13 protein-coding genes are annotated in these 14,880 nt (G+C 36.1%); 7 read left to right on the top strand and 6 right to left on the bottom strand.

Annotation, left to right across the window (positions count from 1 at the left end):
- Window positions 1–7: 7 nt before the first annotated feature.
- From RNZ46_RS10200 to RNZ46_RS10170, 7 genes are all read left to right on the top strand, one after another.
- Complete coding sequence (locus RNZ46_RS10200; RefSeq protein WP_316982102.1) at window positions 8–1,447, top strand: FAD-dependent oxidoreductase; 1,440 nt, start codon at window positions 8–10, stop codon at window positions 1,445–1,447.
- A gap of 289 nt (window positions 1,448–1,736) precedes the next feature.
- Window positions 1,737–2,171, top strand: coding sequence for a RidA family protein (locus RNZ46_RS10195; RefSeq protein WP_316982101.1), 435 nt, complete (start codon window positions 1,737–1,739; stop codon window positions 2,169–2,171).
- 80 nt (window positions 2,172–2,251) lie between these two features.
- Entirely contained in the window at window positions 2,252–3,691 is a 1,440-nt protein-coding gene (locus tag RNZ46_RS10190) for an aldehyde dehydrogenase (RefSeq protein WP_316982100.1), read from the top strand.
- 118 nt (window positions 3,692–3,809) lie between these two features.
- Window positions 3,810–4,592, top strand: a complete 783-nt coding sequence (locus RNZ46_RS10185; protein ID WP_316982099.1) for an SDR family oxidoreductase — start codon at window positions 3,810–3,812, stop codon at window positions 4,590–4,592.
- Between the two features lie 157 nt (window positions 4,593–4,749).
- On the top strand, window positions 4,750–5,286 hold the full coding sequence (locus RNZ46_RS10180; protein WP_316982098.1) for a 3-hydroxyanthranilate 3,4-dioxygenase: 537 nt from the start codon (window positions 4,750–4,752) through the stop codon (window positions 5,284–5,286).
- Window positions 5,286–6,368, top strand: a complete 1,083-nt coding sequence (locus RNZ46_RS10175) for an amidohydrolase family protein (RefSeq protein WP_316982097.1) — start codon at window positions 5,286–5,288, stop codon at window positions 6,366–6,368. Before RNZ46_RS10180 ends, RNZ46_RS10175 begins: the two co-directional genes overlap by 1 nt.
- Entirely contained in the window at window positions 6,368–7,012 is a 645-nt protein-coding gene (locus tag RNZ46_RS10170; RefSeq protein WP_316982096.1) for an O-methyltransferase, read from the top strand. The genes RNZ46_RS10175 and RNZ46_RS10170 overlap by 1 nt, the downstream gene beginning before the upstream one ends.
- A 281-nt stretch (window positions 7,013–7,293) precedes the next feature.
- Here RNZ46_RS10170 and RNZ46_RS10165 read toward each other — a convergent pair whose 3' ends face one another.
- From RNZ46_RS10165 to RNZ46_RS10140, 6 genes are all read right to left on the bottom strand, one after another.
- Window positions 7,294–9,561: an ATP-binding protein gene (locus tag RNZ46_RS10165; protein ID WP_316982095.1), complete on the bottom strand. Its 2,268-nt coding sequence runs from the start codon at window positions 9,559–9,561 to the stop codon at window positions 7,294–7,296.
- 131 nt (window positions 9,562–9,692) lie between these two features.
- Window positions 9,693–9,980, bottom strand: coding sequence for a Sec-independent protein translocase subunit TatA/TatB (locus tag RNZ46_RS10160; protein ID WP_316982094.1), 288 nt, complete (start codon window positions 9,978–9,980; stop codon window positions 9,693–9,695).
- Window positions 9,981–10,046: 66 nt separating this feature from the next.
- Complete coding sequence (locus RNZ46_RS10155) at window positions 10,047–12,356, bottom strand: M1 family metallopeptidase (RefSeq protein WP_316982093.1); 2,310 nt, start codon at window positions 12,354–12,356, stop codon at window positions 10,047–10,049.
- A gap of 112 nt (window positions 12,357–12,468) precedes the next feature.
- Window positions 12,469–12,972: a DUF6702 family protein gene (locus RNZ46_RS10150; RefSeq protein ID WP_316982092.1), complete on the bottom strand. Its 504-nt coding sequence runs from the start codon at window positions 12,970–12,972 to the stop codon at window positions 12,469–12,471.
- A 224-nt stretch (window positions 12,973–13,196) separates the two neighbouring features.
- Window positions 13,197–13,997: a peptidase associated/transthyretin-like domain-containing protein gene (locus RNZ46_RS10145; RefSeq protein ID WP_316982091.1), complete on the bottom strand. Its 801-nt coding sequence runs from the start codon at window positions 13,995–13,997 to the stop codon at window positions 13,197–13,199.
- On the bottom strand, window positions 13,984–14,784 hold the full coding sequence (locus RNZ46_RS10140) for a carboxypeptidase-like regulatory domain-containing protein (RefSeq protein WP_316982090.1): 801 nt from the start codon (window positions 14,782–14,784) through the stop codon (window positions 13,984–13,986). Before RNZ46_RS10140 ends, RNZ46_RS10145 begins: the two co-directional genes overlap by 14 nt.
- Between the last annotated feature and the right edge of the window lie 96 nt (window positions 14,785–14,880).

The following is a 14,880-nucleotide window of genomic DNA, read 5'->3' as shown; positions in this document are numbered from 1 at the left end:
GACAAAAATGAAAGAAAAACAACAAAACATACTAATCATTGGAGCAGGATTGTGTGGCAGCCTTCTGGCACTAAGATTAGGCCAACGCGGGTATCATGTTTCCGTTTACGAAATGCGCCCAGACTTACGTAAAGTAGACATTTCAGCAGGTCGTTCCATAAACTTAGCACTTTCAGACCGTGGTATTAAAGCCATGAAGCTTGTTGGTATTGAAGACAAAGTCAGGTCGCTCTGCATCCCAATGCATGGTAGAATGATTCACGATAAAAAAGGCCATACCCATTTATCGAATTACAGCGGTCGAGAGGATGAATACATCAACTCCATTTCACGCGGCCAACTCAATGCTTTACTTTTAACCGAAGCCGAAAAGCACAAAAACGTTTCGGTTTATTTCAACAAAAAGTGTAAATCGGTCGATTTTGAAAAAACCACCGCCCTATTTCAAGATTACAATACCAAAGATCAATTTATTGAAGATGCCGATATTATTATAGCTACCGATGGTGCAGGCTCTGTACTGCGAAAAAGCTATTTTTTAGGCAAAAAGTTTTTATTCAGTTTTTCGCAAGATTACTTAACGCACGGTTATAAAGAACTCAGTATTCTTCCAAAGGAAAATGGCGATTTTAAAACTTATAAAAACGCGCTTCATATTTGGCCTCGTGGTACGTTTATGCTCATTGCTCTACCAAATTTAGACGGCAGTTTTACGGTAACGCTATTTTTAAGTTACGATGAAGGCGAATATCATTTTAATAATTTAACCACCGAAGATACCGTTTTAGAGTTTTTCCAAAAAGAATTCCCAGACGCTTTAGCCTTAATGCCCAATTTAATTGATGATTTTTTTGAAAATCCAACGTCGCCTTTGGGCACCGTAAAATGTTCGCCTTGGCATTACAAAGGCAATACGCTTTTAATGGGCGATGCGGCACATGCCATCGTTCCGTTTTACGGACAGGGCATGAACGCATCGTTTGAAGATGTGGTTATATTTGATAACATTTTAGACCAAAAACTAGAAAGTTGGGAAGCCACATTTGCAGCCTACGAAAAAACACGTAAAAAAGATACCGATGCCATTGCTGATTTAGCGATTGATAATTTCTATGAAATGAAATCCCATACAGCAAATCCTATGTTCCAAGAAAAGCGTAAATTGGAAATGCTTTTAGAAGAACATTTTCCAGATGATTATGCTTCAAAATACGCATTGGTAACATTTAATGAAAATTTAGGATACCGCGAAGCTATGTTAAAAGGACGCGCGCAAGACAAAGCGATTTTGAATTTATTAGTAGATGGCAACATCTCGACGAAGTCTATCTTGAACGGAGACGATAGTATCGATATGACAAAAGAAGATTTAAAAACAATACTAGAAAAAATAAAGCAAGAAACCGAAGCTATTTTAGAAGAAGATAAAATTGCAGGATTACACTAAAGTTAGCAGTTAGCAGTTAGCAGTTAGCAGTTAGCAGTTAGCAGTTAGCAGAATTGAAAAAAATAATTAGGGACAGACAAAACATAATAAAAATAAAAGTCCCAAATCAACTCGGAGAGTTGAACATTGAAATGCAGAAATAATGAACGAAGGAATGAAGATGCAAAGCGAAGCTTTAAGCACGTAATTCCGAAAGAGAATGTTCCGCAGGGATTTCCTCATTTCAATATGATTTTTTGGTTCGTTTTGTATCAAGATAAAATGAACAGAAAGAAAAAAAGTAAGAATTATGAGTAACAAAAAAAATGAGATTCCTGCCTCCGCAGGAACTAACGTAACCCCAAGAGGCGCATACCCACACACCAAGCGCGTGGGCGATTTTATATTTGTATCGGGCACCAGTTCTCGTCGTGCAGACAATACCATTGCTGGCGTCGACATTATCGATGAGATGGGAACCAAGCGTTTAAATATAGAAACACAAACCCGCGAAGTTCTATTAAACATCGAAAAAAACTTAGCCAAAGAAGGCGCCACTTTAAAAGATGTGGTTGATGTAACCACTTTTTTAGTAAATATGAATGACTTTGCAGGTTACAATAAAGCTTACGCAGAATTTTTTGATAAGGAAACAGGCCCCACTCGAACCACCGTGGCAGTACACCAATTACCGCACCCCGATTTGGTGGTGGAGATTAAGGTAATGGCTTATAAAAAACAATAATTGTCATTCCTGCGAAGGCAGGAATCCATTAAAAGCTGAAACTAAAAAGTAGATTCCTGCCTTCGCAGGAATGACAAAATATGAACATCCAAAACTACATAAACGGCAACTTCCATAATCCAATCGAAAATGAGTGGCTAGACAACTACAACCCATCAAATGGCGAAGTTTACGGGCAACTACCAAACTCTTCAAAAGAAGATGTAGAAAATGCATATATCGCAGCAAAATCGGCTTTTCCAACGTGGTCGCAAACCACTCTTGAAGAGCGCAGTAGAATCCTAATAAAAATTTCAGAATTATTAGAAAGTAGTATACAGCGCTTTGCCGAGGCCGAAAGCAAAGACAATGGCAAACCCATCGGTTTAGCAAAAACCGTTGATATCCCAAGAGCAGCAAGTAATTTCAGGTTCTTTGGGAATGCCATCACCCAATTTGCCAGCGAAAGTCACGACAGCGTGGGGCAAAATGCTATCAACTATACTTTAAGGCAACCTATTGGTGTTGTTGGTTGTATTTCACCATGGAATTTGCCACTCTATTTGTTTACATGGAAAATTGCTCCGGCCATAGCTGTAGGAAACTGTGTGGTTGCAAAACCTAGCGAAGTTACACCAATGACAGCTTATCTTTTGAGTGAACTACTAAATAAGGCCGGCCTCCCCAAAGGCGTGCTAAATATTGTTCACGGCTTAGGCACCACAACAGGTCAAGCGATAATTGAACATCCGGATATTAAAGCGATTTCGTTTACCGGCGGAACCACAACCGGTGCGCACATTGCAAAAGTAGCTGCACCCATGTTTAAAAAGCTATCTTTAGAACTTGGGGGCAAAAACCCAAACATCATTTTTGCCGATTGCGATTACGAGGATATGTTGGAAACTACGGTGCGTTCATCGTTTGCCAATCAAGGTCAAATTTGTTTATGCGGAAGCCGAATTTTTGTGGAAGCTTCAATTTACGACAAGTTTAAAACCGATTTTGTTGAAAAAGTTAAGCAACTTAAAGTTGGGCATCCATCTAAAAACGATACTGATATAGGCGCATTAGTTTCAAAAGCACATCTTAAAAAAGTAAAAAACTATATTAACATGGCCAAAGCCGAAAACAATGTTATTTTGTGTAGTGGCAATGAAGTAACAGTTAAAGGTTTTGAGAACGGTTATTATTTAGAGCCCACCATAATTGAAGTTAAAACCAACGAATGCACCGTAAACCAAGAAGAAATTTTCGGGCCCGTAGTAAGCATCATGCCTTTTAATACCGAAGATGAAGTTTTACAAATGGCAAACCAAGTAAAATACGGCTTATCGGCAACCCTTTGGACCAACGATGTAAAACGTACCATGCGAATGAGCAACCAATTGCAAGCGGGAATTGTTTGGGTAAACACGTGGATGTTACGCGATTTACGTACGCCGTTTGGCGGTGTTAAAGCAAGTGGGATTGGTCGTGAAGGCGGATTTGAAGCCTTGCGTTTTTTTACCGAAGCAAAAAATGTTTGTATAAAATACTGACAACTAGTTGTCATACTGAACTTGTTTCAGTATCTCATAAATAAAAATCGAAATAAATAATTAAATAGATTCCGCCGTAATTCATTTTAGTGAAGACAAAAAGCGGGAATAAAAAAATATGAATCTTAAATTAAACAACAAAAGCGCCTTAGTTTGCGGAAGCACGCAAGGCATAGGAAAAGCAACCGCCATGGCTTTAGCTGCCGAAGGTGTAAACGTTACTTTAGTGGCCAGAAACAGGGAAAAACTAAAAGCGGTTTTAGCAGAATTACCAAATACTAAAAACCATAGCTATATTGTGGCAGACTTTTCCAATCCCAGGGATTTACAAGAAAAAGTCATTAATTTTATTGAGAAAAACCACGGGTTTCATATTTTAATTAATAACACAGGTGGCCCGAGAAGCGGTTCTATTTTAACAGCTGCGCTCGAAGAATTCGATAAAGCCTTTATTCAGCATTTAAAATGCAATCATGTGTTGGCTCAAGCTACCATCCCATTTATGAAAGAGGCAGGTTTCGGAAGAATAGTCAATATCATTTCTACGTCTGTAAAAGAACCCATTCCTGGTTTGGGTGTAAGCAATACCATTAGAGGCGCCGTGGGCAACTGGAGCAAAACTTTGGCTACCGAAGTTGGTGCTTTTGGCATTACCGTTAACAATGTATTGCCCGGATTTACCGAAACGGAGCGTTTAAACGAAATAATTAAAATTAAGGCTGCCAACGAAAACAAAAGTGTAGAGGCTATGGCAGAAATTATGAAAGGTTATTCGCCTGCCAAACGATTTGCAAAGCCTGAAGAAACCGCAAATGTTATCACGTTTTTAGCGAGTGATTGTGCCAGTTATGTAAACGGAATTAACGTTCCGGTTGATGGTGGCCGTACAAAAAGCCTTTAGCCGTTAAACTCGATTTGACATCTTATTAATTGAAAAGTAATTATTAACTTTAACGTAAATTTCGCGTGAAGGATTGAAGCGGCATCCTTTTGCTTTTTTGCAAAAGATATAGCGGAAAGCCTGACCTGCAAGGGCACGCCCAAAACATAAACATACGATGAGTAAAGTATATCCGCCCATAAATTTTAAAGCTTGGATTGAAGAAAACAGACATTTATTAAAACCGCCTGTGGGCAATAAAGTGGTTTGGAAAGATGGTGATTTTATTGTAATGGTGGTTGGTGGCCCAAATAGCAGAAAGGATTATCACTACAATGAAACCCCTGAATTTTTCTATCAAATAGAAGGTGATATCGTGCTTAAAATTATTGAAGAAGGCACACCAAAAGACATTCATATTAAAGAGGGCGAGATTTTTTTATTGCCCCCAAAAGTACCGCACTCACCACAACGAGGCGCCCATACCGTAGGCTTGGTTATTGAGTATCCCAGAGAAAAAGGGGTACAGGATGCATTGCTTTGGTTTTGCGAAAATTGCACCACAAAATTATATGAAGAAGATTTTACGCTCGACAATATTGAAACGGATATGCCTAAAATTTTCGATAATTATTACAGTGATGAAGACAAGCGGTCTTGCCCGAATTGCGGCGAAGTGATGCAGCCTCCAAAGAAAGTAAAACTGGAAGATTAATGAAACGTAAACTTCGAATAAACGGCCATTCACATTTACTGCCTTACCCTGAGGAAATACCCGATTTTATGCGCGAAAAGGGCATTTTTTGGGTTGACAAGGACAGGAAATATATGCTTCAAAAAGATTGGAGCCGTCCCGTAACCGATTCCAGTTTCTTTTTACACGAAAAGTTGGAATGGATGGAACGCAACAAAATAGACCATGCCGTGGTTTTAAATTTATCGCAATTGTACGGCAATGGTTTACGTGTTGAAGAAATGAAACAAGCATTGCGTTTTCAAAACGATTTCAACGCCAAAATACAGCACGAAAATCCCAATAAATTTACTTGTGGCTTTGTGGTGCACCCGGGTTTTGTTAGGAGTGCCTGTTGGGAAATTGAACGATGCGTGGAAACCCATGGCATGCAATTACTTTGTTTGCCAACCCATTATATGGATACCATTGGCACGTGGCGTTGCATTTTTGATGAGGAAAACGAGCCCATTTTTGAACTGGCCAACAAATACAATTTAGCCGTAGAAATTCATCCTTACGATGGTGAAAAATTTATAAAACTGGAAAACACCTCGTGGCGTTTTCATTTAATTTGGATGTTGGCACAATGTGCCGATGCCTATCATTTTTTAACTTTAAATGGGTACCAAGAAAAATACCCAAATATGAGAACTTGTTTTGCACACGGCGGCCAATTGGCACAAATTAATTTAGGCCGACGTATTCAAGGGTTTGATGGTAGACCCGATTTATTTGAAGGCAAACACCACCCCAGAAAAGCCGTTGGGCATAAAAACATTTTCTTCGATACCTTGGTTCATGATACCGGCGGGTTGGAATTGCTCATAAAAAATCAAGGTTCACAACAAGTACTAATGGGATTGGACGACCCCTATCCTTTGGGTGAAATGGAAAGCACCAAACAGTCGTCGTATCCCGGAAAAATTTTAGATTTAGCCATTGAACGCAACATTATTAACGAATCTGAACGCGACGCTATTTGGGAAGACAACGTTATACAATGGTTATGTGGCGATGACGAAACGGCTAAAAAAGAATTGGTAAATAGAATTTTAAGTTAATGCATTTTATACCCGAAAACATAGATGATTACGTAGTAAAACATTCTGAGGACGAACCAGAATTGCTACAGCAACTCAATAGGGAAACCTATCAAAAAATATTGCAACCACGTATGCTTAGTGGTCATTACCAGGGGCGCGTATTGAGTATGATTTCTAAAATAGTGCATCCAAAAAACATACTGGAAATTGGCACTTATACGGGCTATTCCGCTTTGTGTTTAGCCGAAGGTTTACAAAAAAATGGCGAGCTTCATACTATTGACCTCAATGAGGAACTGTTTGATTTTCAGCGTAGGTATTTTGATAAATCTGATTATGGCAATCAAATATTCCAGCATTTAGGTGATGCTTTGGATATTATTCCGAAACTAGACAAAACCTTTGATTTGGTTTTTATTGATGCCGATAAAGAAAACTATTCCAATTACTTTAATGTGATTGTTGACAAATTAAATACAGGCGGTATTATTTTATCCGACAATGTTTTGTGGAGCGGTAAAGTTTTAGAGACAACTTTTAAAAAAGAAGACACCTCTACCCCTGCTTTAATAGAATACAACAAACTTTTAAAAAACGATAGAAGGGTTGAAACTGTGGTTTTACCCATTCGCGACGGCTTGACGATTAGCAGGAAGTTATGAAAAGTGGATTCCTTCCCGATAGCTATCGGGATTCGCAGGAATGACAAAAAATTACTCCAAGAAATAATGTTGGCGGATAGGTAGCGTTAGGGATTGAACGGCATGTTTGAAATCCTTTTTAAATCGTAAAGTCAGCTTAATTTTGGTAAAGCACTTCACTTAATTGGTAGCTACGTTGCCGGTACTCTGCACGACGTTTTAAAAAGATTGAGTAGTGAAAGCCCGACCTTTAGGTAACGCCCAAAAAACCAACCTAACATTTATGCTTTACAGTTTAAACATTAAGATGCCTTAACCAATTTTACTTCACAAGAATTCGAATTTTGAATATGCGAAGCTATCGTTTGAAAAAACTCGTAATTATCAAATGGTTTGGTGATAATATCGTTAAACCCTATAATATCAAAATCTTGTTTAACCTCTTCAATATCGGCAGCTGTTAAAGCTATAATAGGTATTTCTTTATTAAATTGCCTAATGGCCACGGTGGCATCATTACCATTCATAACGGGCATATTAATATCCATTAAAATAAGATCGTAACTGTTTTTAGCTTTCATTATTTCAACGGCTTTTAAACCATTATCAACAATGTCGCAAGCGTAGTTTTGCTTAACCAATAAATTTTTAGTTACAATTTGGTTTATCTTATTATCTTCAACTATTAAAATTTTATACTTATTACCTTTATTTAGTTTCACCTTTTTTGGTGCGTTTAGGTCTACTACCGTTTTACTTTCTTGGTCTATTTCGAAATCTATATTAAAGCTAAACTTGGTGCCTTTACCTACTTCACTTTCAAGTTCAATTTGGCTCTCAAATAGTTGAATAATGTTTTGGGTTATGGACAGCCCCAAACCAGTGCCTTGATAATTCGTATTATTTTCATTTCCTAATTGGGAAAAATTATCGAAAATGGTTTTAAACTTATCTTCAGGAATCCCTATGCCGTTATCTTCAATTTCAAAACGCAAACTCACCTTTTCCTCATCTAGGTTTAGTAGTTTTATTCTCAAATCAATAACACCGCTTTCAGTAAATTTTATACTATTCCCAATTAAATTTAGTAAAACCTGAGACATTCTAACTTTATCAACTTTAATGTACTCCGGGATTTCTTCGTCAATAGACAATTTAATAATGTTATTCGATTCTTGTAATCTGTATTCAAAAGAATCGACTATGCGCTGCATTAAAGATTTTAGGTTTACCGACACATTTTTAAGCTCGATTTTTTGAGCTTCCATTTTGTTGGCTTGTAATATATCGTTAACTAAATTTAAAAGGTAATCACCGGAATATTTAAGAGATTGCAAATATTTTCTGTCGCGTTCGCTAAGGTTCTTTCTCTCGTTTAACAAGAGCGATGTTATACCAACTACACCATAAAGCGGTGTTCTCAATTCGTGAGATACGTTTGAAATAAATTTACTTTTTAACTCTGAGGTTTTTAAGGCCTCATCCTTAGCAAGTTGTAATTCGTTGTTTTTAAGCTTTAAAGTTTTGCTCAATTTTATTTTAGAGCTATAACTTTTATAAATAACGATGAATGAAACCACTAACAGCAACAAGGTTATAAAAAATATGATATTGATTTTCTTGAACTTATTGGCTATCTCCATTTGCTCCAGTCGTGCAATATTTGCGGTTTTGGCCTCGTTTTTGTAATCTTCAATTAAAAATTTAGATTTTAAAATTAAATCATGTCTGTTTTTTTCTTCATTGGAAAGTTGGTCTTTGTAATTATTTTGTTCCAATAAAGTAATGTATGCTTCTGTGCTTTTACCTGATTTTGCCAAGGCAATGGACAATTGCATATAAATATCACTCATTAAAGCTAAATCGACTTCTTCGTTGTGTTCATTTAATGAAAAAATAGCTTCCCTAAATTTATTGCTTGCATTATTATACAGTTCTTTTTTTGCATAATATATACCGTAAACATAATTGAAATACCCTTCTAAACTAGAATTTACAGAATTTGTTTTTAGATAGTTGCCTAATTTTAAAAGGTTTATCAACGCCTCGTCTAAGCTGTTTTTTTCAATATATAATTCGCATAAATTAATCTTTGCCTCAACATATATGTTTTGGAGATTTTCTTTTTCGGCAGTCTGTAAGCCTCTTTTAGCAACAGAAAACTGAAGTGCTTTCTCAAAATATTCAATGCTTTTATTGTATTTATTCTGGTCTCTAAATATTTTGGCTAGGTTTAAAAACGAACTTGAAACCAGGTAATCGTCATCTAACTCTTTTAAAACATCTAATGTTAATTGATAATGCTCTTGGGCAGACTTATAATTTTCCATTAAGTAATAAATATTACCTAAGTGAAAATTAGCCGTAGCACTTCCGTAATTGTCTTGTATGGAATCTGACAATGCTTTAGCATGAATAAATTCTTTAAATGACTTTACTATTTGTTGATTGTTAAAGAGAATTAATGCAGAAGCGTTTTTTTGATCAATTTCTTTTATGATTTCTCTATCTGTTTTACCAAAAACCAAGGTGGTAACCAATAGAAAACTTACAAGTAGATTTGTTTTCATGTTTTACGAAAATTATAGATTTGGGACTGACAAAGTATTTCTTTTCCCTAATAGGAATAAAAATATTCGTCAAAAAACAATCTTTTTCCGACAAACAGATTATTTACTTTCTGAAAACTAATGGAATACTATTAAAACTTACGTTTTACTGAGCCTGTAAAATCTTCTAGATCGTCTTTTACTTTATCGAGCTCTTTTTTTACATCGGTAGTGATGCTGGTGTCTATACCGTTTTTTTCGACAGTTTTGGTAATTTCATGTTTAATATCGTTGGTAGCATCTTTAAGCGTACGCATACCTTTACCCAAGCCACGGGCTATTTCCGGCAGCTTGTCGGCACCAAAAACCATGATGACAATAAATAGTATAAAAGCTATTTCTGCACCGCTAATAAATAAAAATGTAGGTTGATATATCACAGTACAAATATAGTGAGTGTTTATTAGAATAAAAAAAGCCAACTATTAAAGTTGGCCTTTTTTAAATTATTTTCCGTCTATTTTCTCTTTAAATTGATCGAATTGACTTTGTGTAACTTCTCTCGGCCAAGAATTGTTTGAAGTATCAACATCTGCCGTTTCTAAATTCGGATCTACTTTAATACTTACAATTTCTTTTTCTGAAGCGATAGCTTTTTTAACTTCATTATCGTTTAACCTCCAGATTTGCGCTGGATAGGTTTCGGTTTTCGTCGTGCCATCTGCATACGTGTACTCCACTATAATAGGCATTACCAAACCTCCTGGTTTTTCGAAGGTAATATTATAGAAGTACTTAGGCGATTTGATGTTTTTCTGTTCTTCTGGCGTAAAGTTATCCATAATGTATTCTTTTACAGATGGTGCGCTTTCAACTGGTTTTTGCTTTTTCATGTCTTCTTTAAAGTCTTCGCTACCTTCTTCAACCATATAAACCAAGGGTCTTAATTGGTTTTTACTAATACCTCTTTCTTCCATAAGTTCTTTCATGTAGGCATTAGGTTCTGACGACACATAGTATTTTTTCACCTCTTTTACACCGATATCCACCCAATCGGTTGTGTAAAACCAACCTCTCCAAAACCAGTCTAAATCGAAAGCCGATGCATCTTCCATAGTTCTGAAAAAATCTTCTGGTGTTGGGTGCTTAAACATCCAACGATGCGAATACTCTTTAAAGGCATAATCGAATAATTCGCGACCCATTACGGTTTCTCTTAAAATATTTAAAGCCGTGGCCGGTTTACCGTAAGCGTTATTTCCAAATTGATAGGTATTAAGTCCTTTGGTCATTATTGGTGCAATATAATCTTGATTACCACCCATATATGGCACAATTAAATGTGCTGGCCCACGATCGGACGGAAAGTTTTTGTGCTGTGGCGATAATGCTTTGGGATGTTTTTCACCAAAATCCTGTTCTGCCACATACTGTAAAAATGTGTTTAAGCCTTCGTCCATCCATGTCCATTGGCGCTCGTCACTATTTACAATCATAGGAAAAAAGTTATGACCAATTTCATGGATAATTACCCCCATCATACCATATTTAACTCGGTCGCTATAATTACCATCCTCATCTGGTCTGCCGTAATTCCAACAAATCATAGGGTATTCCATACCTTGGCGTTTGGCATGAACAGAAATCGCTTTATGGTAAGGATAATCAAACGTCATTCTGGAATAGGTTTCCAAAGTGCTAGCAACAGCTTTTGTAGACCAGTCCTCCCACAACGGGTTACCTTCTTTTGGATACAAAGACACCGCCATAACATCTTTATTACCGATTTTTACGGCCATCATATCCCAAATAAACTTTCTTGATGTGGCAAAGCCATAATCACGTACATTTTCTGCTTTAAATTTCCATGTTTTGGTTTGGTTTGAAAATCCTTTTTCCGCCGCTTCAGCTTCTGTTTGATTTACAATAATAACCGGTTCGTTATACGATTTTTTAGCTTGTTCGTAACGATCCATCATCGTTTTTGTAAACACTTCCTTTCTGTTTAGAAGTTTCCCTGTGGCATCCAAAATATGGTCTGCCGGTACGGTAATATTTACTTCATAATCGCCAAATGGTAATGCAAACTCATCACGTCCCCAAAATTGAGAATTCTGCCAACCTTCCACATCGCTATAAACTGCCATTCTTGGAAAAAACTGTGCAATGACATAAGCTCTATTTCCATCTTTTGGAAAATACTCGTAACCCGAACGCCCACCTTCATCTACGTGATTATTAATATTATACCACCACTTAATGGAAAACGAAAATTTGTCGCCCGATTTCATGGCTTTTGGCAATTCCACACGCATCATGGTTCTATTAATCATGTGCTTTAAAGGTTTGCCATTGGCATCTTTAACCTCCTCAATATTAAAACCTCGCTCTAATGGTGCCTTAATATAATTTTTTGCAAACTGTGAAGGCGTTAACACCGGTGCCACACCACTGCTTTCAATTAGCGGCGATTTAGAGTCCTTGGCACGTTGATTTTGGTCCAATTGTACCCAAAGATATTTTAAAACATCAGGCGAATTATTGGTATAAGTAATAGTTTCAAAACCAGACAATCTCGCATTTTTATCGTCTAAAACAATGTCCATTTTATAATCGGCTTGTTGCTGATAATATGCCACACCCGGTGCTCCCGAGGCGGCTCTGTACATATTTGGTGTTGAAAACTCATCGTACAATTGCTTAAATTTATTGGTATTTGTATGTCCTTTTTTGCGCTCTTGCTGATCTTGATCTTGAGCAAAAACCCCCGAAGTAATAAATACCGCAGACAGAAAGTAATAGGCAATTTTTTTCATTTTCAATTTAATAACATATTTAGTTTAAAAGAATAGTGTTGTTTTTAAGGTAAAAGATACCACCGTAAAAAACGCTCGAAAATAGTAAATTTTTAAGAATTTCAACTTTATTTTAATCAAAGTTTAACAAAGCATGGTCTTTTTGAAGAATAAACAAAAAGCTTTTATGTGTTTCGTTTATTTTGGTTTTAACAATATTTTGTTGTTCTTGAAATAAATCGAACAGCAATTGGTTAGTAATTTCAAATGCATTAATGGCTTTAACGCCTTCAATTTCCAGGTAGCATTGCATAATATCGCCGTTATATTCTTTTCCAATAAAGTTAATTTTGGCGGCCTTATTATTAATTTTAATTTTTATTTTTTCGTTTAAATAACGTGCAATATAAGCATCTACCGTTTTTGGTTCGTTTTTACCTGCCAAGGTTATGTTGTCGTTGTAACGTTTGCGCAAAACATTCTCGAAATCGTCAATAAAAATCCTCGATATTATTTGTACCGATGCCTTCTCTTCTACATAATTTATTTGCGTTACGCTCACATAATATTTGTGCATGGCGCTAAAGGCAAAAAGTGGAATTATTAAAAAGAATAAAAAAGACTTTAAAAATGTCATGTCTGTTTTTTTTTTGCTAAAGTAATTATTTTGATGCTTGTTTTTACGGTTCAAAAAGCATTCCAAAAATAATTATTTGGGCGTTACCTTTTTCTCATACCCACAAGGTTTTTAGAAACCTTGCAGGATCGCAAAAGGTCGGGCTTTCACTACTCGCTTCCTCCTATCGTCGGCGAGCTCAAACATGCCGCTCAATCCCTAACGCGGGCCTCGCAACTTAAACATCAATCGGTTATCGATTCGAGATTTGTTTTATAAACTTTTAATTTTTCTTTTAAAAACTCAAGAATTTCAATATCGGTCTTGTTTTTACACCGTTCAATAAAATGAGCATCGTCTGCGCAGAAATAAAAAAAGTCTGCCACTCTATCTGCTTCCAATGAATATATATTTAAAAAATCTTTTTCTAATCGCGCTTTTATGTTTTCCAACAAGGCCTCTTTCGTTTCTATATCAACGCGGTTTTTAAGCTCTTTTGTTCTACCTGAAATACCATTTAATATTGGGTTTAAAGGAATTCCACCACCTAAAAGCCCCAAAAGCATTTTTGGTTTAAACTCTCCCGCTTCGTGCAATCGCCGTTCGCTTTGTGTAGCCAGTTTACCGGTGTATCCCGGAATACCAACATCGTAACAATTAATGGGTGGTTCGCCTTCAATCTGTTCAATATCCAAAAGCAAATCTCCTGATAATATTTTGCCCACCAACACTTCTCCCAACTCGTTTATTTGCTCTTTTAATGTTACGGTTAATGCTCTGTTTAAAACAACTTGATCACTAACAACAATATATTTTGGAATGTGCTGAATAGACGAAAACACAAGTGTATCGTTTAACTTTGCAGTAATTTTAAATTCGCCAATTTTATTGGTGGTTGTAAAAACCTGAGCCGTTTTATTTATAACGTGAATATTTTCAAAACCCGCATGGCTTTCAACTTTTCCGTAAATTTCAACAGATTGCGATTCGGCCATTTTAAAAGCAAACAACAGTACTAAAAAAGAAACATATTTAATGTTTTGCATCTTCCAACATCAAAAATTCTTTGCTTTGCCGCATTAAGTACTCGAGTAAATACACTTCGTTTTCTGGTTTATATAACTCGTCTTTTATGCCTTCAGCTTCAATAAAAGCCACAAACAACTCTACTTTTTCAAACGGAATATTACAAAATTCGCTAATAAATTTATGGGAATAAACATCCAATAAATCTTTAGGTTTTTCATCCTTTTTATAAAAATTACTTTGCTTTCTTTTCCGTTGTAACAACTTATTGATCCCCAACAATGAAGCAAAATCTATTCCGTTGTAAAACTGCCCTTTACTCACAATCCTATTTAATTCATCTCTAATTAAGTCGTTATTAAAAGCATTGTCATCAAAATATTCCAAAGCATTCATATTGCCTAAATCGAGTTCTATTTTGGGCAATTCTTCAGTATTATCAATATCGGTAACCAAATCACCTGAAAGTCCCGTGGATAATAACACAGCACCTAATTGATTTACCTGTTCGGCTAAATAAATCTTTAACTGTTTAGACGCTATAGCGTCCTCGGTAATTGTGATTGAAACGGTTTTAAACTGCAGTGCGGAAATTTCGATAATATCATGTAAAGCCACATGAATAGTAAATTCACCCTTGCCATTGGTAATTGTGCCTTTATTAGACGATGCATTGTAAACCGTAATATTTTCTACATCATTATTATCAGCAAGAATAACACCGTTAACTTCAATACGCTGGATATTCTGACTCATCATCGAATCACAATAAAACAATATGGCAATAAAAAGTAATAGTTGTTTCAATACGTTTATTTTACGTTATAAAGAAAGCGTTTCAAATCTTAAATAAAATGAAAAACTACTTTAAACTTTTGTTAAATCCTACATTTGATTACTTTT

Source organism: Hwangdonia lutea, assembly GCF_032814565.1.
Classification (GTDB): domain Bacteria; phylum Bacteroidota; class Bacteroidia; order Flavobacteriales; family Flavobacteriaceae; genus Hwangdonia; species Hwangdonia lutea.
The sequence above is the reverse complement of the archived record's forward strand: the minus strand, read 5'-3'. Positions and strand labels throughout refer to the sequence as shown.

What these genes read in the sequence shown, in the direction of transcription:
- RNZ46_RS10200 (WP_316982102.1), top strand. Translation starts at nt 8, where the DNA reads ATGAAAGAAAAACAACAAAACATACTAATCATTGGAGCAGGATTGTGT.
- RNZ46_RS10195 (WP_316982101.1), top strand. Translation starts at nt 1,737, where the DNA reads ATGAGTAACAAAAAAAATGAGATTCCTGCCTCCGCAGGAACTAACGTA.
- RNZ46_RS10190 (WP_316982100.1), top strand. Translation starts at nt 2,252, where the DNA reads ATGAACATCCAAAACTACATAAACGGCAACTTCCATAATCCAATCGAA.
- RNZ46_RS10185 (WP_316982099.1), top strand. Translation starts at nt 3,810, where the DNA reads ATGAATCTTAAATTAAACAACAAAAGCGCCTTAGTTTGCGGAAGCACG.
- RNZ46_RS10180 (WP_316982098.1), top strand. Translation starts at nt 4,750, where the DNA reads ATGAGTAAAGTATATCCGCCCATAAATTTTAAAGCTTGGATTGAAGAA.
- RNZ46_RS10175 (WP_316982097.1), top strand. Translation starts at nt 5,286, where the DNA reads ATGAAACGTAAACTTCGAATAAACGGCCATTCACATTTACTGCCTTAC.
- RNZ46_RS10170 (WP_316982096.1), top strand. Translation starts at nt 6,368, where the DNA reads ATGCATTTTATACCCGAAAACATAGATGATTACGTAGTAAAACATTCT.
- RNZ46_RS10165 (WP_316982095.1), bottom strand. Translation starts at nt 9,561, where the DNA reads ATGAAAACAAATCTACTTGTAAGTTTTCTATTGGTTACCACCTTGGTT.
- RNZ46_RS10155 (WP_316982093.1), bottom strand. Translation starts at nt 12,356, where the DNA reads ATGAAAAAAATTGCCTATTACTTTCTGTCTGCGGTATTTATTACTTCG.
- RNZ46_RS10150 (WP_316982092.1), bottom strand. Translation starts at nt 12,972, where the DNA reads ATGACATTTTTAAAGTCTTTTTTATTCTTTTTAATAATTCCACTTTTT.
- RNZ46_RS10145 (WP_316982091.1), bottom strand. Translation starts at nt 13,997, where the DNA reads ATGCAAAACATTAAATATGTTTCTTTTTTAGTACTGTTGTTTGCTTTT.